Source organism: Mesorhizobium onobrychidis (genome assembly GCF_024707545.1).
GTDB classification, from domain to species: Bacteria; Pseudomonadota; Alphaproteobacteria; order Rhizobiales; family Rhizobiaceae; genus Mesorhizobium; species Mesorhizobium onobrychidis.
The window spans coordinates 7,241,275-7,264,550 of sequence record NZ_CP062229.1 but is presented as its reverse complement, the minus strand read 5'-3'; the positions used below and the strand labels follow the sequence as shown (position 1 = coordinate 7,264,550).

Sequence of the window (23,276 nt, the reverse complement as noted above, 5' to 3'; positions counted from 1 at the left end):
CTTGCGCGACGTTTTCGTTGACTTCATGGCCGAAAAACACGATAAGCCGCAAAGGCCGCCGCTTTGGCGGCTTTTTGATTTTCCGGTTCCGGAGACGCATATAATGAGCGGTTCGGCGCTTTTCGAGACCTTTACCCGCGCACCCCTGGCCTTCGACCATGGGGAAGGCACTTGGCTGGTCACCGACAAGGGCGAGCGATATCTCGATTTTGGCGGCGGCGTCGCCGTGAATTCGCTGGGCCATAGCCATCCGCATCTGGTCTCGGCACTCACCGAGCAGGCGGCCAAGGTCTGGCATGTCTCGAACCTCTACGAGATTCCGGGGCAGAGCCGTCTGGGCGAGCGGCTGGTCGACGCCACCTTCGCCGACAAGGTGTTCTTCACCAATTCCGGCGCCGAGGCGCTGGAATGCGCCATCAAGACGGCGCGGCGCTACCACTTCGTCAAGGGCCATCCCGAGCGCTTTCGCATTATCAGCTTCGAAGGCGCCTTTCATGGCCGCACGCTGGCGACCATCGCCGCCGGCGGCCAGTATAAATACCTGGAAGGCTTCGGACCCAAGGTCGAAGGTTTCGACCAGGTCGGCTTCGACGACATCGACGCCGCCGAAAAGGCGATCACGCCCGAGACCGCCGCGATACTGATCGAGCCGGTGCAGGGCGAGGGTGGCATCCGCCCGGTGCCGACGCAGTCGCTGAAGCGGCTGAGGCAGCTCTGCGAACAGCATGGCCTGCTCCTGATCTTCGATGAGGTCCAGTGCGGCATCGGCCGCACCGGAAAACTGTTCGCGCATGAATGGGCTGGCGTCACGCCCGACATAATGGCGGTTGCCAAGGGCATCGGCGGCGGCTTCCCGATGGGCGCCTGTCTCGCCACCGACGAGGCGGCCGTCGGCATGACCGCCGGCGTGCACGGCACGACTTTCGGCGGCAATCCGCTGGCGATGGCGGTCGGCAACGCCGTGCTCGACGTGGTGCTGGAAGACGGCTTCCTGGAGGATGTCCAGCGCAAGGCGTTGCTGCTGAAGCAGGGGCTGGCGGGCGTCGCCGACGAGTTTCCTGACATCATCGAAGACATCAGGGGCACAGGCCTGATGCTCGGCCTGAAATGCGCCGCACCCAACACCAAGGTGAACATGGCGTTGCGCGACCAGCATCTGCTTGCGGTTCCGGCCGGCGACAACGTTCTTCGCCTGCTGCCGCCGCTCACCGTCACCGACGCCGAGATCCATGAGGCGCTCGACCGCATCCGTGCCGGCGCCCGGGGCCTGGCCGATGCCATCGCCGCGGCTGCCGCGAAGTAACAGTCGAAAGACCCCAAATGAGCCTTCGCCATTTCACTGATCTTTCCGCCGTTTCCGAGGGCGATCTGCGCTTCATGCTGGACGATGCCGTGGTGCGAAAGGCAAGGCTCAAGGCTGGCGAGCGGACAAAACCGCTCGAAGGCAAAGTGCTGGCGATGATCTTCGACAAACCGTCGACGCGCACGCGCGTGTCCTTCGACGTCGGCATGCGCCAGCTCGGCGGCGAGACCATCATGCTGACCGGCACCGAGATGCAGCTCGGCCGCTCCGAAACCATCGCCGACACGGCCAAGGTGCTGTCACGCTATGTCGATGCGATCATGATCCGAACCACATCGCATGACCGGCTGCTGGAGCTGACCGAGAACGCCACCGTTCCCGTCATCAACGGGCTGACCGACGATACCCACCCCTGCCAACTGATGGCCGACATCATGACCTTCGAGGAGCATCGCGGTCCGGTCGCCGGCAAGACAATCGCCTGGACTGGCGACGGCAACAACGTGCTGCATTCCCTGCTGGAGGCCTCGGCGCGGTTCCGCTTCAACCTCAACGTCGCCGTGCCGGAAGGCAGCGAGCCGGCGCAGAAGCATGTCGATTGGTCGACGGCGCATGGCGGCAAGTTGCACTTCACCCGCTCGCCCGAGGAGGCGGTCCACGAGGCCGACTGCGTCGTCACCGACTGCTGGGTGTCGATGGGCCAGGAGCACCGTGCTCGCGGCCACAATGTCTTCTCCCCCTACCAGGTCAATGCGGCGCTGATGGCGAAGGCAAAGCCGGACGCATTGTTCATGCACTGCCTGCCGGCGCATCGCGGCGAGGAGGTCACCGACGAAGTCATCGACGGGCCGCATTCGGTAGTGTTCGACGAGGCCGAGAACCGGCTCCACGCCCAGAAGGCGGTTTTGGCCTGGTGTCTGGGCGCTTGATCCGGGCCACCTTGATCCGGCACTGCGTGGTGCCTATCTCAGGCGCATCACGCAAATCGAGCGCGTTTCGACGCATGCGCCCCGGAGGGCGGCATGGCCGCGCCCTGGAGCTTTGTCATGTTGGAAACTCATCAATTGGCTGAACAACAACCCAAACTCGGCGAATTCGGCTACGCTGGCGACGATCATGTCGTGCCCTTCGAGGTCGGCCCGCTCGACGTGCGTGGCCGCACCGTCCAGCTCGGGCTGATGCTCGACGCGATCCTCAGCCGTCATGACTATCCCGAGCCGGTCGCTCGCCTGCTGGCGGAAGCCTGCGTGCTGACGGTGCTGCTCGGCACCTCGCTCAAGTTCGAAGGCAAGTTCATCCTGCAGACCCGCACGGACGGACCGGTCGATATGCTGGTGGCGGATTTTTCCACGCCGCATGCGCTACGCGCCTACGCGCGCTTCGACGCCGACCGGCTGGAGGCTCTGACGTCTGCCGGTGAGACTTCGCAGCAGACGCTGCTCGGCAGCGGTGTCCTGGCGCTGACGATCGACCAGGGCGCCCACACGCAGCGCTATCAGGGCATCGTCCAGCTCGAAGGCGAGACGCTGGAGCAGGCCGCGCGCACCTATTTTCGGCAGTCGGAACAGATCCCGACCGATCTCAGGCTCACGGTGGCCAAGCTGTTGACGCCCGGCGTCGGCGGCGCCCGCGAGCAATGGCGTGCCGGTGGCATCCTGGCGCAGTTCCTGCCTCAATCGCCGGACCGCATGCGCGTGCCCGATCTTCCGGGCGGCGACGGCGATCCGCGCCAGGAGATCCACGATCCGGCCGACAATTCCTGGCAGGAACTGCTGGCGTTGCTTGGCACCATTGAGCCGACGGAACTGATCGACCCGACGATCGGCGCCGAGCGGCTGCTTTACCGGCTGTTCCACGAGCACGGCGTGCGCGTCTTCGGCGGCGTACCGGTTGCCGACCAGTGCTCATGCTCCAGGGAGAAGATCCGCGGCATTCTCGGAGGCTTCTCCGCCGACGAGATCAGGGACAGCACCGAGGATGGCGGCATTCACGTCGCCTGCGAATTCTGCTCGAAACAATATGACTTCGACCCGGCGGAGTTTGCCGCCGCGCAATAACGAGCGTCAGTGCTGCCTATCTGCCCGCTGGCATTCTTCCAATGGAAGTAGGAATCGCCAAATACCGAGTGCGGTGCCTTCGCAGAACTTGGGTTCCTCGCCCGACGGAGTGGGGCCACCTCTCCCCCGCTTCGCGAGGGCGAGGAACTCAAGTGAGCGTCAATTGACGGTGCGCCGCGTGCCCGGCAGGTCGAGCGAAAAGGCGGGGATGGCGACATCGAACGTCTCGCCCCGCTTGTTGCGCATCGTGTAGTGGCCGACCATGATGCCGGATGGCGTTGAGAGCGGGCACCCAGACGTGTATTGATAACTGTCGCCGGGGTTGAGTTCGGGCTGGTCGCCGACAACGCCGGCGCCGCGCACTTCCTCAACCCGGCCGGTGCCGTCGGTGATGTGCCAATAGCGTGACAGAAGCTGCACGAATTCATCCGACTGGTTGTCGATGGTCACCTGGTAGCCCCAGACATAGCGGTTCTCCGACGGGTCGGAGCGATCTTCCAGATAGAACGGCCTGACCTGTACTTCGATGTTGCGCGTGACGGCGCTGTACATAGACTACTCCACAATATGTAGACGGAACTTTCGACGCTCTCCGCAGCTTGGTCAACGGGGTGCTTCCCGTCGCTGCCCGCCTCCTTTGCGCGCAGGTGCCGAAGAACAATGTCATTTAAGTGACACATGACAATGATGGTGTGCAGGGCCGGGCGACTCAGCATTCTGTCGAACTGTTGAAACGGCTTTCATGCGGGCGGTTTTTTCTGGAGTGACCAGATATCGATGGAATTGACAGTCACCGCCGCCTTGCTTTCCACAGCTCTGCTTCTTGTCAATCTCGCCAGCATCCTGCTCGCTTCGTTGAAGCTGAAGCGGCCTGGCAGGATCACACCGCCAGCGGGCAAGGCGCAGCCGGTGTCGATCGTCGTGCCGTCGCGCGGCGTCGAACCGTTTGCCGAGGAAACGCTCGAGCGCGCCTTCTCTCTCGACTGGCCGCGCTATGAACTCATCTTCTGCGTCGCCCATGCCGACGACCCGGTGGTCGGGCCGATCACCGACGCGATCGCCCGCTTTCCGGCCGTGCCGGCCCGGCTGCTCGTCGGCGACGACCGCATCAGCGGCAATCCGAAACTCAACAATTGCGTGAAGGGCTGGGAGGCAGCGCGACACCGCTGGGTCATCCTTGCCGATTCCAACGTCCTGATGTCGAGGGACTATGTCCAGCATCTGATGGCGGCATGGCGGCCGGACACTGGCCTTGTCTGCTCGACGCCGATCGGCTCGCGGCCGGACGGGTTCTGGGCGGAGGTCGAATGCGCTTTCCTCAACACGCTGCAGGCGCGCTGGCAATATACCGGCGAGGCGCTCGGCCTCGGTTTCGCCCAGGGCAAGAGCATGTTGTGGAACAAGCTCATGCTCGACGCCAATGGCGGCATCCGTGCGCTTGCCGCTGAGATCGCCGAGGATGCCGCCGCGACCAAGCTGGTCAACGGGCTTGGACTGCGCGTCAATCTCGTCGCCTCGCCCTTCGAGCAGCCGCTCGGTTTGCGCACGTTTGGCGAAATCTGGTCGCGCCAGGCCCGCTGGGCACGCCTGCGCCGGGTCACCTTCCCCCTGTTCTTCGCGCCAGAAATATTGGTCGGCGCGGCGGTTCCGCTGGCGCTTGCGCTGATTGCTGCGGCCGGCGCCGGCTTCAGCCTGTCGGCAACCGCCGTCGCCGTGCTGGTAGTCGCCTATCTCCCGGAATGCGCTCTCGCCTCGGCCAAGGGCTGGCACCTGTCGCTGCGCATGATCCCGGCGATGGTTGCGCGGGACGTGATGCTTCCCGCCATCTGGGTGCGCGGCTGGCTCAGCGGTGCCGTCGACTGGCGCGGCAACACGATGACCATCCACACCAGCGCCGTTGCGGAATTGGAAGAGACCCCGTCGGGCGCCTGACCGCGCCTGCTTTTGACAATTCGAGCGAAGCCGTTCGGCGCGTATCCCTATCTGGCGGCTTTCAGTGCCTGCTCGATGTCTTCGAGCAGGTCGTCTGTGTCCTCCAGGCCGACGGACAGCCTGAGCGTGCCTGGCCCGATGCCGAGTTCGGCACGCGCCTCATCGCTCAGATTCTTGTGCGTCGTCGTCGCCGGGTGGGTGATCAGGCTCTTTGCATCGCCGAGATTGTTAGAGATCAGCACGATATCGAGCGTGTTCTGGAAGGCGAAAGCCGCCTGTTTGCCGCCCTTGACGTCGAGGCAGATCAGCGTCGAGCCGCCCGACATCTGCTTCTTGACGACCGCCGCTTGCGGGTGATCGGCGCGGCCGGGATAGATGACGCGGGCGATCTCCGGCTGCTCGGCGAGGAAGTCCGCGATCCGGCCGGCACTTTCCGTCTGCTGGCGCACGCGCAGCGGCAGCGTTTCCAGGCCCTTCAGCAGCGTCCAGGCATTGAACGGCGACAGGCTGGGACCGGTGTGGCGGAAATAGTCGTGCAGGTTCTCGTCGATCCACTTCTTGTCCGACAGGATGACGCCGCCGAGGCAGCGCCCCTGGCCGTCGATGTGCTTGGTCGCCGAATAGACGACGATGTGGGCGCCGAGTTGCAACGGCTTCTGCTGTAAGGGCGTGGCAAAGACGTTGTCGACGATCAGCCGCGCGCCGATCGAATTGGCAAGCGAGGCGACGGCTGCGATGTCGACGACTTCCAGCGTCGGATTGGTCGGGCTTTCAAGGAAGAACAGCTTTGTGTTGGGCCTGACCGCCTTTTCCCAATTGGCGATTTCGGTGCCATCGACCAGCGTCGCCTCGATGCCGTATTTCGGCGCCAGCGTTTCGACCACCCAGCGGCAGGAGCCGAACAGCGCGCGCGCCGCCACTATGTGGTCGCCGGCCTTGGCGCTGCACAGCAACGCCGCTGTGACCGCCGCCATGCCGGATGCGGTGGCGCGGGCATCTTCGGCACCTTCCAGCGCACACATGCGCTTCTCGAACATGTCGACAGTCGGATTGGCATAGCGCGAATAGATGAAGCCCGGTTCCTCGCCCTTGAAGCGGGCTTCCGCCGCCTGCGCCGTGTCGTAGACATAGCCTTGCGTGAGATACATCGCCTCGGAGGTTTCGCCGAAGCCGGAACGTAGCGTTCCCGCATGCACGAGGGCGGTCTGAGGCTTCCAGTTGCGCTTGTTGCTCGTCATCACCTTGTTCCAAACACCAAAAATGGTCCAAACACAAAAAAACCGGCCGCGAAAGTCGCAACCGGTCCATACGGCCTTTCGGCCCGACGGTCCTTTAGCGACTTGTTTAACGTGGCTGCAAGCCGACCGGCCAAATCACCACGGGATAACGACCCTTTAGACCTGCACCGCGCTTGCGTCAATTGCCGGCATGATTAAGAGGTTTGTACCAGTAGGTTCCGTGGCAAGGACCTGCAAAAAAACGAGACCTCGCCCGGCCTTCGAGCGGAGCCAGACTTTGCGGCAGACAGGCATTCTTCCCGATCAGGACATTTCCGCGCTGTTTCAGTCGGGCGCGCTGAAGTCGCCGCGCGCGCTTGATGCCGACCAGGTCCAGCCGGCCAGCCTCGACCTCAGGCTTGGCGACAAGGCCTGGCGGGTGCGCGCCTCCTTCCTTCCCGGCCCCAACCACAGGGTTGCTGAAAAACTCGACCGTCTGAAGCTGCACGAAATCAATCTCGCGGACGGTGCGGTGCTGGAGACGGGCTGCGTCTATATCGTGCCGCTGCTCGAGAGCCTGGCGCTTCCGGCAAACATCTCCGCCTCCGCCAACCCGAAGAGCTCGACCGGACGGCTCGACATCTTCACCCGCGTGATGACCGATCGTGGCCACGAGTTCGACAAGATCGCTGCCGGCTACAACGGCCCGCTCTATCTGGAAGTCAGCCCGCGCACCTTTCCGATCGTTGTCCGCGCCGGCTCGCGGCTGTCTCAGATCAGGTTCCGCACCGGCAATGCACTTTTGTCGGAAAGCGAGCTGCACGAATTGCACCGTGCCGAGACGCTCGTCGCCACCGAGCCACCGAACATTTCCGGTGGCGGCATCGCGCTGTCGATCGACCTCGATGGCGACAAGGACGGGCTGGTCGGCTACCGCGGCAAGCACCACACCGGCCTGGTCGATGTCGACAAGCGCGCGGCACAGGATGTCGTCGATTTCTGGGAGCCGCTTTACAAGAGCGGCGCCGGCGAACTGGTGCTCGATCCGGACGAATTTTATATCCTCGTCAGCCAGGAAGCGGTGCATGTGCCGCCGCTCTATGCCGCCGAGATGACGCCATTCGATCCGCTGGTCGGCGAATTCCGTGTCCATTATGCCGGTTTTTTCGATCCGGGCTTCGGTCATTCGGCGGCCGGCGGCACCGGCAGCAGGGCGGTGCTCGAAGTGCGCAGCCACGAAGTGCCGTTCATCCTCGACCACGGCCAGATCGTCGGGCGGCTGGTCTACGAGCACATGCTGAAGCGGCCGCAGGCGCTCTACGGCACTGATCTCGGCTCGAACTACCAGGCACAGGGCCTGAAACTGTCCAAGCATTTCCGCGCCGCGCGCTGATCGCCGATTAAATCAGACTGTGCTTGCCTGACCTTGTGGGCCGTGCTTGGTTGTGCCCAACCGTTAAGGTGGTTGGAACCAAGGGAACAAGAAATGCAGATTTCAAGATGGATCGCATCGACAGCAGCCGCTGCCATGCTGGTGATGGCTGCCGGGTCCTTGTCGGCGCAAGCACAGGAAAAGTTGAAGATCGCCACCGAAGGCGCTTATCCGCCGTTCAACACCATCACCGCGGATGGCAAGCTCGTCGGCTTCGACATCGACATTGCCAATGCGCTTTGCGCTCAGATGAAGGTCGAATGCGAACTTGTCACGCAGGACTGGGACGGCATGATCCCAGCGCTTCAGGCCAGAAAATTCGATGCCATCATCGCGTCCATGAGCATCACCGAGGAGCGCAAGAAGCAGGTCTCCTTCACCAACAAATACTATACGACGCCGCTTTCGCTGGTGGCCTTGAAGGACAGCGATATTGCCTCGACCGAACCCGCAGCACTCGCCGGCAAGACAGTCGGCGCGCAGGCTTCGACCACCCAGGCCGACTATGCCCAGGATGTCTATATCAAGGCCGGCGCCGAGGCGAAGCTCTACCCGACCCAGGAGGAGGCGGTCGCCGACCTGATGAACGGCCGTCTCGATGCCGTCCTCTCAGACAAATTCGTGCTGATGGACTGGATGAAGAAGTCGAGCGACGGCTGCTGCAAGATGGTCGGCGACGTCAAGGGCACTGAGACCGAAGCCGGTATCGCCGTGCGCAAGGAAGACAATGCGCTGCGCGAAAAACTCAACGCGGCGATCGATGCGATCGTCGCAGACGGCACCTACAAGAAGATCCAGGCCAAATATTTCGATTTCGATATTTATTGAGGTCAGGCGTCCTTTCCTTCTCCCCTTGTGGGAGAAGGTGGATTGGCGCGCAGCGCCAAGACGGTTGAGGGGTGCTGGACGGAGTGAGGGGTTGGCGTTCCCTGGAACACCCCTCATCCGACCGAGCTTCGCTCGGCCACCTTCTCCCACAAGGGGAGAAGGAGAGGTGCCACTTTACAGCGCCTTCACCGCCACCTTCACCGGCTGCTCGATTTCAAGCGGGTTGCGCAGCGGCAGGCCGAAATCCCTGGCCTCGATCTCGAACACGTCGCCGGCCTCGGTCCTGACGCCGTCGGCGAAGGACAGCGTTGCCGTGCCGAACATGTGCACATGCACGTCGCCCGGCTGGCGGAAGGCCGAATATTTGAAGTGGTGATGTTCGAGATTGGCAATGGTATGCGACATGTTCGCCTCGCCCGACAGGAACGGCTTTTCCCACAGCAGCTTGCCGTCGCGGACGATGCGCGAGGAGCCCCGGACGTCCGACGGCAGTTCGCCAATCAGGATCTCCGGCCCGAACGAAGCGTTGCGCAGCTTGGAATGCGCGAGGAAAAGATAGTTCACGCGCTCGGTGACATGGTCGGAAAACTCGTTTGACAGCGTGAAGCCGACGCGGAAAGGGGCGCCGTCGTCGCCGATAACATAGATGCCGGCGACTTCCGGCTCCTCGCCGGCATCCTCGGCGAAGGCGGGCGACAGAAGTGCCGCACCGGGCGCCACCGCCATGGTGCCGTTGCCCTTGTAGAACCATTCCGGCTGCACGCCCGTCTGGCCCTTGGCCGGCTTGCCGCCCTCCAGCCCCATGCGGAACATCTTCATGGAATCGGTGAGTTGCTCCTCGCCGTCGGTGCTGAGCTTCTTGTGCATGGAATCGCGGGTCGCGGCGGAGCCGAGATGTGTCAGTCCGGTGCCGGTGAGGTGGAGATGCGCCGGGTCGGGATGGTTGATTGGCGACAACAGCCGCCCCTTCTTGTAGGCGGCATCGAGGTCGACCGCTTCACCGAAGCCCTTGCGCTCGATGAGGGCGACAAGTCCGGTGCCTGTGCGCGCGGCCTCCATCGCCAGCGAATAGACGCTGCGGGCGCCGTTGATGATCCGGGTCTTGCCGCCGTTGCGGGCAACGACGCGGATGGTCTCTGCGTCGTCGAGGATCTGGGAGATCAGCATGATGTACCCTCTCTCAATTGCCTTTGGCCTGGCTGCCGGGTTGGCAAACCTTGACCAGCGCGGCTTGGATGGTATCCGCGCCACTGGTGAACTCTTCGTCCGGATTGCGCTCGCGGGCCCGGTCCCTGGGGGACTTCTTTGCGCCGCCCGGCAGCGCCGCGATGTGACCCGTGCCTCCTAAAAGCGCGCCGCGTTTGAAAGGGGGCCCGCTTTAATCCTTGTTTTTATGCATGTTGTTGTCCCAACACGCTGCACACGTTTGGCGACATGCATGTGTTCCCTCGCCCTCAAGCCTTGTTCTTGTTGTAGACGTCGAAGACCACGGCGCCGAGCAGCACCAGGCCTTTGACCACCTGTTGCCAATCGACATTGACGCCCATGATCGACATGCCGTTGTTCATGACGCCCATGATGAAACCGCCGACCACCGCGCCAATAACCTGACCGACGCCGCCCATCGCCGAAGCGCCGCCGATGAACACGGCGGCGATGACGTCGAGCTCGCTGCCGAGGCCGGCCGCCGGCACCGCCTGGCCAAGGCGCGCCGCAATGATCAGCCCGCCGAGCGCCGAGAGCACGCCCATATTGATGAACACCATCAGGGTCAGCCGCTCGGTCTTGATACCCGATAGCTGCGCCGCCTTGGCATTGCCGCCCATTGCGTAGATACGGCGGCCGACTGTCATGCGTTTGGTGACGAAGACGAACAGCGCGATCAGCACGCCCATCACCACGAGAACGATTGGCAGACCTCTGTAGGTGGCGAATTGGTAGACCAGAAACAGCGCCAGAGCGCTGGTCACCAGGGTCTTGACGACGAACAGCGTGAAGGGTTCGGCTTTGTAGCCATGCCGCTCGCGGCTGCGCCGTGCCCTGAGTCCGAAATAGGCATAGGCGAGCACGGCAACGAGGCCGATCACGATCGTCGTCATGTGCAGCGTCAGCCCGCTGCCGACGATGGTCTTGCCGGCGGCGTTCACGACCGGCGGGATCAGCGTCAACGAGCCGATCACGTCCGGAATGAAGCCGGAACTGAGCGCCTTGAAGCCGGCTGGAAGCGGCCCCACGGAAGACCCGCCACCCAGCAGCGCCTGGCAGATGCCGCGGAAGATCAGCATCCCCGCCAGCGTGACGATGAAGCTAGGTATTCGGTGATAGGCGATCCAGTAGCCTTGTCCCGCGCCGATCGCGCCGCCGATGATCAGGCAGATGATCGACACCACCAGCGGATTGCTGAAAGGGCCGAGAGGCCAGATGACCATCATCATCGCCGCCAGCGCGCCGATGAAACCGGCGACGGACCCGACGCTGAGATCGATATGGCCGGAGACGATCACCAGCAGCATGCCCAGCGCCATCACGATGATGAAGCTGTTCTGCTGCACCAGGTTACTCAAATTCACCGGCTTGAACAGCGTTCCGGACGTCGTGTACTGGAAGAATACCATGATGGCGATAAGCGCCAGGATCAGGCCGTATTCGCGCAGGTTGGTGACCAGCGCCGAGACGGCAACGCGCGGCCCCTGCTGCACATCTTCGGCGACGCCGCTTTTCGGGACGGGAGCGCTTTCGGTGCTCATGATGCTTTTCCTTCTCCGCGAACGATGGCGCGCATAATCTTTTCCTGGCTGGCATCGCTCGCCGCCATTTCGCCGACGATACGTCCTTCGTTCATGACATAGATGCGGTCGGTGATGCCGAGCAGTTCGGGCATCTCCGACGAGATGACGATGATCGCCTTACCCTCCGAGGCGAGACGCGCGATGATCGTGTAGATTTCATACTTGGCGCCAACGTCGATGCCGCGCGTCGGCTCGTCGAGGATCAGCACCTCCGGATTGGCGAACAGCCACTTCGACAGCACCACCTTCTGTTGATTGCCGCCCGATAGATTGCCGGTCATCTGATAAACGCTGGACGAGCGGATGTTGGTCTTGGCCTTGTAGTCGTTGGCGACGGCGAGCTCGCGCATGTCGTCGATCACGCTATGGCGCGACACGCCGGGAAGATTGGCCAGCGTGATGTTGTGCTTGATGTGATCGATCAGGTTGAGACCGTAGGTCTTGCGGTCCTCGGTGACGTAAGCGATGCCGTGTTCCACTGCCTTGCTGACAGAGGAGACATCGATGGGCTTGCCCTTGAGCAGCACCTCGCCGGTGATGCGGCGGCCATAGGAGCGGCCGAACAGGCTCATCGCGAATTCGGTGCGTCCAGCGCCCATCAGCCCGGCGATACCCACCACCTCGCCCTTGCGGACGTCGATGTCGATGCCCTTGATCACTTGCCGCTCGGCATGGATCGGGTGATAGACCGACCAGTTCCTCACCTGGAGCACGATCTCACCGATCTCGGGCTCGCGCGACGGATAACGGTCGTCTAGCGAGCGGCCGACCATCGAGGTGATGATGCGGTCTTCCGAAATGTCTTTCTTAGGCAGCGTCTCGATGGTCCGCCCGTCGCGGATGATCGTGACCTTGTCGGCGACCCGGTTGATCTCGTTGAGCTTGTGCGAGATCAGGATCGAGGTGATGCCCTGCCGCTTGAATTCGAGCAGCAGGTCGAGCAGCGCTTGGCTGTCCTTTTCGGACAGGCTCGCCGTCGGTTCGTCGAGGATCAGCAGCTGCACTTCCTTGCTGAGCGCCTTGGCGATCTCGACCAATTGCTGCTTGCCGACACCGATATTGGTAATCAACGTCTTGGGGTCTTCCTTAAGGCCCACCTTCTTGAGCAGAGCGCTGGTGCGCGTCTCGTTGGCGTTCCAGTCGATGACGCCGTATCTGGCATGCTCGTTGCCAAGAAAGATGTTTTCGGCGATCGACAGCATCGGAACCAGCGCGAGTTCCTGGTGGATGATGACGATGCCGCGGCGCTCGCTGTCGTGGATGCCCTTAAAATGGCACTCATCGCCGCGATAGATGATTTCGCCGTCATAAGTGCCGGATGGATACACGCCCGACAGCACCTTCATCAGCGTCGACTTGCCGGCGCCGTTCTCGCCGACAACGGCGTGAATCTCGCCTTCCTCGACGCTGAGGTTGACATTCGACAGCGCCTTGACGCCGGGAAACGTCTTGGTGATGTCACGCATCTCCAAAATCGTCGAGGCCATCAGGAATACCACTCCTCCGAGGTCCGGAAACAATACCGGGGTCGCTCGCTAACCAAAAGGGGTCCTGCGCTACGCAGGACCCCGGTTTTTACAACTGCGGTTACTTCAGCTCTTCGGCCTTGATGTAGCCGGAATCGACCACCAGCGCCTGGTAGTTCGACTTGTCGACCTCATGCGGCGTCAGCAGGATCGAGGGGACGACCTTGACGTCGTTGTTGTAGGTCGTGGTGTCGAGGCCTTCCGGCTTGCCGCCCGAGAGCACCTTGTCGACGAGCTCGACCGTCGCCTTGGCGAGTTCGCGGGTGTCCTTGAACACCGTCGAGTACTGCTCGCCGGCGATGATCGCCTTGACCGAAGCGGTTTCGGCGTCCTGGCCGGTGACGATTGGCCAGGGCTGATCGGCCGTGCCGTAACCGACGGCGCGCAACGAGGCGATGATGCCGCGCGACAGACCGTCATACGGCGAGAGCACGCCATCGACGCGGCTGCCATCCGAGTAGTTGGCGGACAGCAGATTGTCCATGCGGGCTTGGGCGGTCGCCGCCAGCCAGCGGAGCGTGCCGACCTTGTCCATGCCCATCTGGCCGGACTTCACCACGAGGGTCTTGTCGTCGATCAGCGGCTGCAGAACGGACATCGCGCCGTCGTAGAAGAAGAAGGCGTTGTTGTCGTCCGGCGAACCGCCGAACAGCTCGATGTTGAACGGACCCTTGTTTTCCGGATAGCCGAGGCCCTTGAGCAGCGATTTGGCCTGGATGACGCCGACGCCGAAATTGTCGAACGTGGTGTAGTAGTCGACATTCGGGGTCTTCTTGATCAGCCGGTCATAGGCGACGACGACGACGCCGGCGTCAGCCGCCTTCTGCAGTGCGTCCGACATCGTGGTGCCGTCGATCGAGGCGATGATCAGTGCCTTCGGGCCCTTGGTGATTTCGTTTTCCAGCTGGCTGAGCTGATTGGGGATATCGTCCTGCGCATATTGCAGGTCGACAGTGTAGCCCAGAGCCTCGAGCTGGGACTTGACGGCGTCGCCGTCGTTGATCCAGCGCTGCGAGGTCTTGGTCGGCATCAGCACGCCGATGAGGCCTTCGCCTGCCTGCGCCGGGACCGTCATGGCCGCGATGCTAAGGGCCGCGACGGCGGCCAGTGTCTTGATGATCTTCACATAACTCTCCCTGGTTGATGGACGCGCACCCTGGGTTTCGTGGGCCGCGCGATCGTGCAGGAGCGCCAAAACGCGCCGCTGCCGCCATATCGATCTCCGGTATCCTCCCAATCGGCCCTGAGACTCTGGTTCCGGTCGATGCGATTTTTCTCGCTGGCGACGGTCAAGCCTCAGGACGCGCCAAGGGTGTGGCTCTTTGCCATAACTGTCAAATGCGATCTTTGATGGTTGCTATACCGAAACTGATATATTGAGAGCCGACGAAGACCTGGCCGGATTGCCGGCCGGCGATGAGTGGGGAGCAAACAAAGATCATGGCAGCGCTGCGGAATCCTGGTGGACTTTCAGCCAGTTACGAAGAACCCCCCGGCGACGGAGAGACCTTGCTGCGCAGCGGCCTCAGTCTGCGCCATATGCGTATGATCGCAGCCCTCGATGACCATGGCCGGGTCAGCGCGGCAGCCCAGGTCATGAACATTTCGCAGCCCGCCGCCTCGCGCATGATCGCCGAGATGGAGGCGGTGCTCGATGTCAAGCTGTGCGAAAGGCTGCCGCGCGGCATCACGCTGACGCCCTATGGCAAGGCATTGGCGAGGCGCGCGCGTTCGATCCTGCTCGAGATGCGTGAAGTCGACCGCGAGATATCCGAGCTCAAGGCGGGCAAGGGCGGCTCGGTGTTCCTGGGCGCGGTGACGGCCCCTGCGATCGAGCTCGCCGTGCCGGCGATCCGCGAAATCCGGCGCATCTATCCGCGTATCGAGATCACCATGCAGGTCGAGACCTCCAATGTGCTGGCGCGCGAGCTAATCGCCACACGTCATGATTTCATCATCGCGCGCATCCCCGACGATCTTAATCCACGGCTGTTCGAGGCCCGCGTCATCGGCGTCGAAAAAGCCTGCCTGATCGTGCGCCGCGGCCACCCGCTGGCTAAGGGCAAGGCGGTGCGGCTGGAGGAGACCGCCGCCTACGACTGGGTTTTCCAGTCGGGCGGCTCGCCGTTGCGCCAGGCGATGGAAAGCAATTTCCTGAACCGCAACATCGCGCTGCCGGACCGCATCCTCAACACCAGCTCGCTGCTCCTGACCCTGGTCATGGTCGCGCAGTCGGACGCCATCGCGCCGGTGTCGATCCAGGTGGCGAAGTTCATCCAGAACCCCGAGGGCCTGGCCGGCGCCATCGACGTCGTCCAGACCGAGTTCGACATCGAGGTCAGGCCTTACAGCCTGATCACCGTAAAAAATCGCGTGCTGTCGCCGGCGGCCAAGATGCTGCACGACTTCATTTTGAGAGAGGTAGGCTGACGGCGTTAAATCAAGCAATCCATTGCCAATCCGTTGGGCAGCTATCGCAGCTGCACGGCTCTTCGGTCATGTCGCGTCAATTCAGAATATCGCTCGAGCGAAGGAACCACACAGGGCCGTGCCGCGTCATAGAGGCGGGCTCTTGTTGCAGTCCCAGCGAGGCTATCGATGATAAGATTTCTCCTCGTCTTCGCCGCGACGCTTGCCTTCGCATGCGGCGGGACGGGGGCGGCCAAGCTGGACCTAACCACCGTCAATCAGGCCCAGTTCGCCGCCGGCGAACCGAAGGGTGTCGATCCGACCGTGCTGAAGGCGCAGATTCTCTTGGATCGCGCCCGCTTCTCGCCTGGGCTGATTGACGGTCGCCTTTCAGCGAACTTCGCCAAGGCAGTCGGCGCCTTTCAGGCGGCGAACGGACTCGCACCCGATGGCAAGCTCACTCCGCAGACCTGGAGCAAGCTCATGGCAACCTCCACCGACCCGGTGCTGGTCACCTATGAGGTAACGCGCAAGGATGTGCGCGGACCCTTCACCAGGCGTATTCCGGCTCGCATGGAGTGGATGGCCCGTCTGCGGCGGCTCGGCTATCGCACCGCGGCGGAGAAGCTGGCGGAGCGCTTCCATATCAGCGAACAGTTGCTCAGGATGCTCAATCCGGGCATCGGCTTCAGGAAGGCCGGCACGACCTTGGTGGTGCCTGATATTGGCCGGGGCGATCCTCCCGCTGGCGTAGCCCGCATCGAGGTCGACAAAGGCGCTCGCCTGGTGCGCGTGCTCGATCCTTCCGGCAAATGGCTCTCAGTCTACCCCGCCTCGATTGGGAGTGATGAAAACCCGGCGCCAAGCGGCATGGCGGAGGTCAAGCGCGTGGTGCGCAACCCCACCTATCACTACGATCCGGACTTCGCTTTCAAGGGAGTCCGGACCAAGCGGCCCTTCACCATCGCTGCCGGGCCGAACAATCCCGTGGGATCGGTCTGGATCGATCTCTCCATCGAAAGCTACGGCATCCACGGTACGCCCGAACCGGGCAAGATCGGCACGACCTTCTCGCATGGCTGCATCCGACTGACCAATTGGGATGCCGAAGACCTTGGCTCTATCGTGCAGCCGGGCACGAAAGTCGAGTTCAAGAACGAGATCGCCCATGCCGTCGACGAGCTCGCTCCGTAGCAAAATGGATTGGCCAGCAGACCTGCTCTCGCAGGCTATTCCTGAGGAAAATCGCAGATAATTTGTGAACCTTCGAGATCCCAAGTCGAAAGGGACGGGTCGGGAGTTCCAGCACAAACCCTTTGCGAGCAAGGTGGAGCGGGTAGCGGGAATCGAACCCGCGCGTTCAGCTTGGGAAGCTGACAAGCTACCATTACATCATACCCGCGCAGCAGCCTCGTTACCACGCAAGCCGGCGTTCGGGCAATGGTTAAGCGTGCACTCGTGCCTTGCCAGCCGCCCGACTGTTATTCCGTCGTGGCAAGGGCATCGTCTGCGGCAAAGGCCGGCCAGTATTTCGAAATTGCCAGCGTGGCCCCGATTGAAGAGAAATGGCCATAGTCGAAATAAAGAAACTGGCCTGCGTCGGCGTAGGAGCAGCGTCCTGCACTACAGAGGAAATTCAGCGGATCGATAAAGGTGGCGCCTTTGGTAAATGTGCGCACACGGTTGTTGATGTCGGGATCCATGGCCATTGGCCACGATGTATCATCGAGATTTTCGCGCTTTGCGAAGAACGCGATTTTCCGAACGTCGGTTATGAACTGTGGAGACTGGCCGATGACAAACACACGCACACCCATGCCACGAAGCGTATCGATCGTTTGCTGGAGACCGTCGAAACTTCTGGCCTCGTAGTCGGTCCACCGACCGCTGAGTACAACCGTCTTGATGCCGGCGTCCTGGACGATCTTCAGGGCTTGCTGATTGAACCGCACGCAATCCGGGCGTGCATAGGAGAAGTAGGAGAGAATCGGTGGGCAGCCTGCGTAAGTGTATTCCACGATGTTGGCTTGAAGCTGATTTATGTTGGCGTCCAGGCCTGAAACATAGTGGGCGGCGAACGAGTCGCCCCACAACAAAACGGTTGTTGGGAAGCCGCGAGTGCGCGTGCAATCCTCGATATTCCAGTTTTCGATCCGGCTGGAGCCCTCGTTGAAACAGGTGCCATTGCCCCAGTCCCCGACAGGAATCCGCTGTTGGGCATAGTCCGGAAACCTTTGCGGAAAGCCGTTGCCGAGCGCCCCCGCCGCCCCGCCAGCGCAAAGAAGAGCGATCGCGCCCGCTGAAAAGGCGAAGATGGGCACCGGGGCGGTGAAGCTCCTTTTCTGCCGAAACGGCTGCTCGATATACTTCCAGGAAAATGCAGCCAATGCGAAGCTTGCAACCGTCATCGCAACGGTCATCGAAGGGTCGAGTTTTTGTAACGAAAGATAGTGTGCGAACGCATTGATCGGCCAGTGAACAAGATACAGCGAATAGGAGATGAGGCCGATCCAGACCAGCGGCCGGACTTCGAGTATGCGGCTGGCGATCGTCGAGGGGCTATTTTGGCCGACATAGATAAGGAGGGCCGTTCCGAGGCACGGATACAAAGCGTTGTAGCCCGGGAACGGGTCGCTCTCTGAAATCGTGAAGAACCCGATGGCGAGAAGGCCAAATCCGGCCAGCCCGACCAGTTCCATAAGGAACCGGTTGCTCAAGGGCGGGGGCCGTTTCAGCATGAGCACCGCGCCCAGCATGAGTTCCCAGACTCGTGTCGGCAGCAGGTAGAATCCCGCGTTTGGCGCCAGCCATGTCGCCATGACCGCCAGCACGAAGCTGCCGAGAATGATCGGCAGGAGTATCGTCAGCCAGCGCTTGGCAAAATAGCGATAGATCAGGAACATCAGGATTGGGGCAAAGATATAGTACTGCTCCTCGACCGAAAGCGACCAGGTGTGCAACAGCGGTCGGAGCTCGGCATCGATGGAGAAGTAATTTGACGTCTTCCAAAAATAGATGTTCGACCAGAAAGTCGAGGCCGCTATGACGCTGAGACTGAATTCGTGGAGATCTGACGGCAGAAGAATGAACAATGCCGCAATGCAGCTGAGAAGCGTGACAAAGATCAGAGCCGGCAGGATGCGCCGGGCACGGCGCCAATAGAAGCTGATGATCGAAAACTGGCCGCGTTCAAGGTCGTCCAGAAGGCTTCCGGTGATCAGATAGCCGGATATGACGAAGAAGATATCGACGCCGGTAAAACCGCCTGGAATTGCCGAGATTCCGAAATGGAAGAGTACAACCGGCAGGACCGCAACGGCCCGAAGACCATCGATATCGCGCCTGTACTTCATTCAAGAAGTCCTGTGTTCGCAGGTCACGGCGAGACAGCGCAGTCCGTCCATCACCGGGCGATACGAGTGGGTCTGGCAGATCGATATCAACGGGTCACCCTCTGTCGCCTAATTTTGCTGCACTGCAGCATCGGTGTCAAGACTGGCGAGCAGACAATCCGGCCAACCCGTTGTCCGGGGCAACTGGAGTTGGTGACCGCCTTGATGCCAGCGCGGCAAGTGCGTATTTCTGGACCTGTAACCGAATCTGGAGACACGCCTTGTCCGCACTAACGCGCTTTCTCGGCGATACGCCGCTCCGGGTGCTCCTGAAGCTGTTGGTGGTGTCGTTCCTCGTCGGCCTTGTCATGAACGCATTCGGCTGGTCGCCGATGGATGTGCTCTACGGCATCCGGAATTTCTTCGTCGATCTCTGGAATCTGGGCTTCCGCGCCATTGAGCGTTTCCTTGGCTATATCCTGCTGGGCGCGGCGATCGTCATTCCGGCCTTCATCCTGCTCAGGATCACCAATTATCGGAAATAGAGCATGATCCCGAAAAGGGGAAACCGGTTTTCGGAAAGGATCATGCCCAAACGATAGGCGCTCAGGCGAAGCCTGAGGCCACTTCGAACAGGATGGAATGGCGCGCGGCGAGGGCCGCCACATCAGTCGAATAGCCGCCGCCGATAACGCCGCAGACCGGGATGCCGAGCGCGCGGAAATGGCGGATCACCATGTCGTCGCGGGCGCGCAGCCCCTCGTTCGACAGCGACAACCTGCCAAGCCGGTCCTCGGCATGAACGTCGACCCCGGCATTGTAGAAAACGATGTCCCAGCGCGCCTTGGCGGTGAGTTCCTGCAGGACGCCGCCCAACCTTTCGAGATAGGCCGCATCGCCGGTGCCATCGGGCAGAGCGATGTCGAGGTCGGAAGCGATCTTTCGCGTCGGATAGTTGCGGTCGCCATGCATGGAAAAGGTGAACACGCGCCGCTGCTCGCCAACAATGTCCGCCGTGCCGTCGCCCTGATGCACGTCGAGATCGACGATCAGGATGTTGCCGGCGGCAGCTTCGGCAAGCAGCACCAGTGAAGCCACGGCAACATCGTTGAAGGTGCAGAAGCCGGCGCCTTGCGCGCGCCGCGCATGATGGCTGCCGCCGGCGGTATTGCAGGCGATGCCGTTCAGCAACGCCAGCCGCGCGGCCAGCACGGTGCCGCCCGTTGCAAGCTGCGCCCTGAGCGAGACGCGCGGGCCCACCGGGAAGCCGATCTCGCGTTCGATTTTTTCAGGCACTTCGCAGGCCAGCACCTGGTCGACATAGCCGGCGTCATGGGCAAGCTTCAGCCATGATGCCGGCGCCGGTTCGGGCACGTTGAGAGCGGCGGGGCCGGTCAGTCCGCGCGCGCCCAAGGCTTCCATCAGCAGCTTGTATTTGCTCATGGGGAAGCGATGGTTGACTGCGAAGCCGGCGTCGTAGTCGGGATGATGAACGATCTGCAGGGACATTTGAGTGGTTTACGGCGGGTGCGCCAGAGGCGGGTTTCGGTTGGCCGTGGCGGGATGAGTGGTTGCGCGGCGTCCGGAAACTGGGCCACATCGGCTGTTCGATCAAGCCACGATGGGGAAGCCGGTCCTGGATCAGGTGTCAGCAGCGGCCAACGGCCGGTCTTTCGTCGTCACCAACCGCTCGGTGCTCGCCATCGCGGTGCCGATGACGCTTGCCTATCTGACGACGCCGCTGCTCGGCGTCGTCGACACGGCCGTGGTGGGGCAGTTGGGCGACGCTGCCCTTCTCGGCGGCCTGGCGGCGGGCGCCCTGGTCTTCGACGTCGTCTTCACTTCCTTCAATTTCCTGCGCTCCGGCACCACCGGTCTCGTCGCCCAGGCTCTCGGACGCGGCGACGAACTCGAGGAACAGGCGGTTTTCTGGCGCGCCGTGCTGATCGCGGTCGTCGCTGGCATCGTGCTTGCCGCACTTGCGCCACTGGTCGCCATCGCCGGACAATGGTTCATGAGCGCCGAGCCGCGCGTCAGCGAAGCGATGGCCGTCTACATCCGCATCAGGCTGCTTGCAGCACCGTTCTCGCTGATCAACTACGCCATCCTCGGCTATGTGCTGGGGCGTGGCGAGGGAGTGCTTGGGCTGATGCTGCAATTGGTGCTGAACGGCATCAACATCGCGCTCTGCATCCTGCTGGGGCTGGAGCTCGGCTGGGGCGTCGCCGGCGTCGCCTGGGCAACCGTCACCGGTGAATTCGTCGCCATGCTGCTTGGTCTGGCGATTATCGGCCGGCGCTTCTGGGCAGCGCCCCGGCTGCCGCGCCATCGCATCCTCGACCTGTCGGCATTCCTGCGCATGATGTCGCTCAACCGTGACATCATGATCCGGTCGTTTTCGCTGCTCGCCGCCTTCGCGCTGTTCACCCGCCAGGGCGCACAATTCGGCACGGTGACGCTGGCCGCCAACGCGGTGCTGATGAATTTCTTCCTCATCGCCGGCTATTTCCTCGACGGTTTCGCCACGGCAGCCGAACAGCTCGCCGGGCGTGCCGTGGGCGCGCGTGCCGCGATGCAATTCCGGCAGGCGGTGCGACTGACCCTGTTCTGGGGCTTAGGGCTGGCGGCCACGGCGACGCTTGTCCTTTTGCTGGGCGGAACTGATCTGGTCGCCCTGATCACGACGTCACAAGATGTTCGCGCCGTTGCTGACATCTATCTGCCCTGGGCGGCGTTCACCGCGCTCAGCGGCGTGCTGGCGTTTCAGATGGATGGTGTCTTCATCGGCGCGACCTGGTCGCGCGACATGCGCAACATGATGCTTTTGTCGTTCCTTGTCTTCAGCGCGGCCTTGCTCATCCTGGCGCCGGCCTTCGGCAATCACGGCCTGTGGGCGGCGCTGCACGTCTTCCTGCTGGTGCGCGGCTTCAGCCTGCTTACCATTTTGCGTGTGCGGATGCGGACGGCGTTTTAGAGCGACTTCGGGTCAGAGCGGCTTGGCCGACCATTGATCGAGGCTGCTATCGCGCAACTCGCGCAGCGACTTGAGCCGTTGCATATCCGCAAAACGCGCCATCCCCGCAAGAATGCGGCCCGGCAGTGCCGGCCCGGCATAGATCATGCCGGTGTAGAGCTGGACGAGATCGGCGCCGGCGCGGATCTTTTCAAGTGCCGTCTCAGCGGAATCGACGCCGCCGACGCCGATGATGGCGCGGTCCGGGCCAAGCAGTTTGCGTATCTTGGCCAGCACGATGGTCGAGCGCTCGAACAACGGTTTTCCCGAAAGCCCGCCTGTCTCGCCGGCAAGATCGGCGCTGCGCAGCCCCGGCCGCGCGATGGTGGTGTTGGAGACGATGACACCGTCTATTGCCTTCTCGGTGACCTCGGCGGCGATATCCTCCAACTCGGCCTCGACCAGGTCCGGCGCGATCTTGAGGAAGACGGGTGGCTGCACTGCAGCCGCCGTACGTGCGGCAATGACGCGCGACAGGAGCTCGCCAAGCTGTTCACGCGCCTGCATGTTGCGCAGACCCGGCGTGTTCGGCGAGGAGATGTTGACCGTCAGATAGCTGGCGTATGGCGCAAACCTGACAACGCCTCGTTCATAGTCACTGACGCGGTCGGTGCTGTCCTTGTTGGCGCCGATATTGACGCCGATGATGCCGGCGCGGCCCTTGCGGGCGGCAAGCCGTTGTTCGGCGGCCTCGTGACCCTCATTGTTGAAGCCCAGCCGGTTGATCACCGCTTCGTCCGATGTCAGCCGGAAGATGCGCGGCTTCGGGTTGCCGGCCTGCGGCAGCGGCGTGATCGTGCCGACCTCGGCAAAGCCAAAGCCGAGGCCAAGCAGCGCATCGGGAACCTCGGCGTTTTTGTCGTAGCCGGCAGCCATGCCGAGCGGATTGGGGAAATCGATGCCGCAGACGCTGACTTTCAGCCTTTCGTCGCGCACAGGGCGCCGGGCGACCGGCAGCCCGCATTTCAGCGCGGCGATCGACAGGCCGTGGGCGGCCTCCGGATCGAATGCAAACAGGAACCTCTGGCCGAGCCGATCGAGCACGCTCATTCGGCCTCCAGCGTCGGGAATTGGTGCAGGCCATCGGTGCCGAGCGGCAATGGTTGCACCCAGACGACGGCGTTGAGGTCGAGCGGGCCGTAAAGATGCGGGAACAGCGCGCCGCCGCGCGAGACCTCGTATTTCAGCGCATCACCGAGTCTGGCGCCATCGACGGCGACCAGCAGCAGCCCGGTCTGGCCGGCAAAGTGTTTGGCCGCCGTTTCCCTGGCCTGGCCGGCGGTGGAAAAATGAATGAATCCGTCGGCGACATCGATCGGCGCGCCGGCGAAGCTGCCATCTCTTTCGGCCTCGCGCCACAGCGGTTCAGGCACTATCTTGTAGATAATCTGAGACATGGTTGCGCTATAGTCCGAACCAGCCATACGGGAAAGAGCGG

The 23,276-nt window shown here is 62.4% G+C and carries 20 protein-coding genes, 1 tRNA gene and 1 riboswitch; of the genes, 10 read left to right on the top strand and 11 right to left on the bottom strand.

Going from position 1 to position 23,276, the window contains the following annotated elements; genetic code table 11:
• Positions 1–103 precede the first annotated feature (103 nt).
• The 3 genes from IHQ72_RS35725 (at position 104) to IHQ72_RS35715 (ending at position 3,360) form a co-directional block, all read left to right on the top strand.
• Complete coding sequence (locus IHQ72_RS35725; protein ID WP_258120549.1) at positions 104–1,303, top strand: aspartate aminotransferase family protein; 1,200 nt, start codon at positions 104–106, stop codon at positions 1,301–1,303.
• A gap of 17 nt (positions 1,304–1,320) precedes the next feature.
• The gene (argF, locus tag IHQ72_RS35720) at positions 1,321–2,232 is read left to right on the top strand and encodes an ornithine carbamoyltransferase (RefSeq protein ID WP_123146572.1); all 912 of its coding nucleotides are present in this window, start codon (positions 1,321–1,323) and stop codon (positions 2,230–2,232) included.
• Positions 2,233–2,325: 93 nt separating this feature from the next.
• The gene (locus IHQ72_RS35715) at positions 2,326–3,360 is read left to right on the top strand and encodes an Hsp33 family molecular chaperone (protein WP_258120548.1); all 1,035 of its coding nucleotides are present in this window, start codon (positions 2,326–2,328) and stop codon (positions 3,358–3,360) included.
• 159 nt (positions 3,361–3,519) lie between these two features.
• Here the strand turns inward: IHQ72_RS35715 and apaG are convergent, their stop codons facing one another.
• The gene (gene apaG / locus IHQ72_RS35710) at positions 3,520–3,912 is read right to left on the bottom strand and encodes a Co2+/Mg2+ efflux facilitator ApaG/CorD (RefSeq protein WP_065005838.1); all 393 of its coding nucleotides are present in this window, start codon (positions 3,910–3,912) and stop codon (positions 3,520–3,522) included.
• Between the two features lie 225 nt (positions 3,913–4,137).
• On the opposite strand from apaG, the gene IHQ72_RS35705 reads away from it, so the two are divergent.
• A complete protein-coding gene (locus IHQ72_RS35705; protein ID WP_258120547.1) occupies positions 4,138–5,292 on the top strand; it encodes a ceramide glucosyltransferase in 1,155 nt (384 codons plus the stop codon).
• A gap of 47 nt (positions 5,293–5,339) precedes the next feature.
• Here the strand turns inward: IHQ72_RS35705 and IHQ72_RS35700 are convergent, their stop codons facing one another.
• A complete protein-coding gene (locus IHQ72_RS35700; RefSeq protein ID WP_258120546.1) occupies positions 5,340–6,530 on the bottom strand; it encodes an O-succinylhomoserine sulfhydrylase in 1,191 nt (396 codons plus the stop codon).
• A 74-nt stretch (positions 6,531–6,604) separates the two neighbouring features.
• Positions 6,605–6,682: riboswitch (SAM riboswitch) on the bottom strand.
• Between the two features lie 125 nt (positions 6,683–6,807).
• Here IHQ72_RS35700 and IHQ72_RS35695 point away from each other — a divergent pair.
• Together IHQ72_RS35695 and IHQ72_RS35690 are read left to right on the top strand one after the other, a co-directional pair.
• Positions 6,808–7,902 carry a 2'-deoxycytidine 5'-triphosphate deaminase gene (locus IHQ72_RS35695; RefSeq protein WP_258120545.1) on the top strand — a complete coding sequence of 365 codons (1,095 nt, stop codon included), beginning with the start codon at positions 6,808–6,810 and terminating at the stop codon, positions 7,900–7,902.
• A gap of 93 nt (positions 7,903–7,995) precedes the next feature.
• Positions 7,996–8,769, top strand: coding sequence for an ABC transporter substrate-binding protein (locus IHQ72_RS35690; RefSeq protein WP_258120544.1), 774 nt, complete (start codon positions 7,996–7,998; stop codon positions 8,767–8,769).
• 174 nt (positions 8,770–8,943) lie between these two features.
• On the opposite strand, the gene araD1 is transcribed toward IHQ72_RS35690, so the two are convergent.
• The 4 genes from araD1 to chvE all read right to left on the bottom strand — a co-directional run bounded on the left by araD1 (position 8,944) and on the right by chvE (position 14,210).
• Entirely contained in the window at positions 8,944–9,936 is a 993-nt protein-coding gene (araD1, locus tag IHQ72_RS35685) for an AraD1 family protein (protein WP_258120543.1), read from the bottom strand.
• Between the two features lie 287 nt (positions 9,937–10,223).
• Positions 10,224–11,516, bottom strand: a complete 1,293-nt coding sequence (gene mmsB / locus IHQ72_RS35680) for a multiple monosaccharide ABC transporter permease (protein ID WP_258120541.1) — start codon at positions 11,514–11,516, stop codon at positions 10,224–10,226.
• Positions 11,513–13,045, bottom strand: a complete 1,533-nt coding sequence (gene mmsA / locus IHQ72_RS35675; RefSeq protein ID WP_095493533.1) for a multiple monosaccharide ABC transporter ATP-binding protein — start codon at positions 13,043–13,045, stop codon at positions 11,513–11,515. The genes mmsB and mmsA overlap by 4 nt, the downstream gene beginning before the upstream one ends.
• A gap of 100 nt (positions 13,046–13,145) precedes the next feature.
• The gene (gene chvE, locus IHQ72_RS35670; RefSeq protein WP_029356817.1) at positions 13,146–14,210 is read right to left on the bottom strand and encodes a multiple monosaccharide ABC transporter substrate-binding protein; all 1,065 of its coding nucleotides are present in this window, start codon (positions 14,208–14,210) and stop codon (positions 13,146–13,148) included.
• A 314-nt stretch (positions 14,211–14,524) separates the two neighbouring features.
• Between chvE and IHQ72_RS35665 the strand changes: the two genes are divergently transcribed.
• Complete coding sequence (locus IHQ72_RS35665) at positions 14,525–15,514, top strand: LysR family transcriptional regulator (protein ID WP_127316418.1); 990 nt, start codon at positions 14,525–14,527, stop codon at positions 15,512–15,514.
• Between the two features lie 168 nt (positions 15,515–15,682).
• Positions 15,683–16,687, top strand: coding sequence for a L,D-transpeptidase family protein (locus IHQ72_RS35660; protein WP_258120537.1), 1,005 nt, complete (start codon positions 15,683–15,685; stop codon positions 16,685–16,687).
• A gap of 134 nt (positions 16,688–16,821) precedes the next feature.
• Here IHQ72_RS35660 and IHQ72_RS35655 read toward each other — a convergent pair.
• Positions 16,822–16,895 (bottom strand) — tRNA-Gly (locus tag IHQ72_RS35655).
• Positions 16,896–16,974: 79 nt separating this feature from the next.
• Positions 16,975–18,846, bottom strand: coding sequence for an acyltransferase family protein (locus tag IHQ72_RS35650; protein WP_258120536.1), 1,872 nt, complete (start codon positions 18,844–18,846; stop codon positions 16,975–16,977).
• 260 nt (positions 18,847–19,106) lie between these two features.
• Between IHQ72_RS35650 and IHQ72_RS35645 the strand changes: the two genes are divergently transcribed.
• Positions 19,107–19,370: a DUF6460 domain-containing protein gene (locus IHQ72_RS35645; protein WP_258120535.1), complete on the top strand. Its 264-nt coding sequence runs from the start codon at positions 19,107–19,109 to the stop codon at positions 19,368–19,370.
• A 61-nt stretch (positions 19,371–19,431) separates the two neighbouring features.
• Here IHQ72_RS35645 and IHQ72_RS35640 read toward each other — a convergent pair whose 3' ends face one another.
• Positions 19,432–20,334 (bottom strand): histone deacetylase family protein, encoded by a 903-nt coding sequence (locus tag IHQ72_RS35640; protein WP_258120534.1) that lies wholly within the window; start codon positions 20,332–20,334, stop codon positions 19,432–19,434.
• A 112-nt stretch (positions 20,335–20,446) separates the two neighbouring features.
• On the opposite strand from IHQ72_RS35640, the gene IHQ72_RS35635 reads away from it, so the two are divergent.
• Complete coding sequence (locus IHQ72_RS35635) at positions 20,447–21,799, top strand: MATE family efflux transporter (RefSeq protein ID WP_258120533.1); 1,353 nt, start codon at positions 20,447–20,449, stop codon at positions 21,797–21,799.
• A 12-nt stretch (positions 21,800–21,811) separates the two neighbouring features.
• Here IHQ72_RS35635 and IHQ72_RS35630 read toward each other — a convergent pair whose 3' ends face one another.
• Together IHQ72_RS35630 and IHQ72_RS35625 are read right to left on the bottom strand one after the other, a co-directional pair.
• Positions 21,812–22,888 carry a quinone-dependent dihydroorotate dehydrogenase gene (locus tag IHQ72_RS35630; RefSeq protein ID WP_258120532.1) on the bottom strand — a complete coding sequence of 359 codons (1,077 nt, stop codon included), beginning with the start codon at positions 22,886–22,888 and terminating at the stop codon, positions 21,812–21,814.
• Positions 22,885–23,235, bottom strand: coding sequence for a DUF952 domain-containing protein (locus tag IHQ72_RS35625; RefSeq protein ID WP_258120531.1), 351 nt, complete (start codon positions 23,233–23,235; stop codon positions 22,885–22,887). Before IHQ72_RS35625 ends, IHQ72_RS35630 begins: the two co-directional genes overlap by 4 nt.
• Positions 23,236–23,276: the final 41 nt, after the last annotated feature.

What these genes read in the sequence shown, in the direction of transcription:
- IHQ72_RS35725 (WP_258120549.1), top strand. Translation starts at nt 104, where the DNA reads ATGAGCGGTTCGGCGCTTTTCGAGACCTTTACCCGCGCACCCCTGGCC.
- argF (WP_123146572.1), top strand. Translation starts at nt 1,321, where the DNA reads ATGAGCCTTCGCCATTTCACTGATCTTTCCGCCGTTTCCGAGGGCGAT.
- IHQ72_RS35715 (WP_258120548.1), top strand. Translation starts at nt 2,326, where the DNA reads ATGGCCGCGCCCTGGAGCTTTGTCATGTTGGAAACTCATCAATTGGCT.
- apaG (WP_065005838.1), bottom strand. Translation starts at nt 3,912, where the DNA reads ATGTACAGCGCCGTCACGCGCAACATCGAAGTACAGGTCAGGCCGTTC.
- IHQ72_RS35705 (WP_258120547.1), top strand. Translation starts at nt 4,138, where the DNA reads ATGGAATTGACAGTCACCGCCGCCTTGCTTTCCACAGCTCTGCTTCTT.
- IHQ72_RS35700 (WP_258120546.1), bottom strand. Translation starts at nt 6,530, where the DNA reads ATGACGAGCAACAAGCGCAACTGGAAGCCTCAGACCGCCCTCGTGCAT.
- IHQ72_RS35690 (WP_258120544.1), top strand. Translation starts at nt 7,996, where the DNA reads ATGCAGATTTCAAGATGGATCGCATCGACAGCAGCCGCTGCCATGCTG.
- araD1 (WP_258120543.1), bottom strand. Translation starts at nt 9,936, where the DNA reads ATGCTGATCTCCCAGATCCTCGACGACGCAGAGACCATCCGCGTCGTT.
- mmsB (WP_258120541.1), bottom strand. Translation starts at nt 11,516, where the DNA reads ATGAGCACCGAAAGCGCTCCCGTCCCGAAAAGCGGCGTCGCCGAAGAT.
- mmsA (WP_095493533.1), bottom strand. Translation starts at nt 13,045, where the DNA reads ATGGCCTCGACGATTTTGGAGATGCGTGACATCACCAAGACGTTTCCC.
- IHQ72_RS35665 (WP_127316418.1), top strand. Translation starts at nt 14,525, where the DNA reads ATGGCAGCGCTGCGGAATCCTGGTGGACTTTCAGCCAGTTACGAAGAA.
- IHQ72_RS35660 (WP_258120537.1), top strand. Translation starts at nt 15,683, where the DNA reads ATGATAAGATTTCTCCTCGTCTTCGCCGCGACGCTTGCCTTCGCATGC.
- IHQ72_RS35650 (WP_258120536.1), bottom strand. Translation starts at nt 18,846, where the DNA reads ATGAAGTACAGGCGCGATATCGATGGTCTTCGGGCCGTTGCGGTCCTG.
- IHQ72_RS35640 (WP_258120534.1), bottom strand. Translation starts at nt 20,334, where the DNA reads ATGTCCCTGCAGATCGTTCATCATCCCGACTACGACGCCGGCTTCGCA.
- IHQ72_RS35635 (WP_258120533.1), top strand. Translation starts at nt 20,447, where the DNA reads ATGGGGAAGCCGGTCCTGGATCAGGTGTCAGCAGCGGCCAACGGCCGG.
- IHQ72_RS35630 (WP_258120532.1), bottom strand. Translation starts at nt 22,888, where the DNA reads ATGAGCGTGCTCGATCGGCTCGGCCAGAGGTTCCTGTTTGCATTCGAT.
- IHQ72_RS35625 (WP_258120531.1), bottom strand. Translation starts at nt 23,235, where the DNA reads ATGTCTCAGATTATCTACAAGATAGTGCCTGAACCGCTGTGGCGCGAG.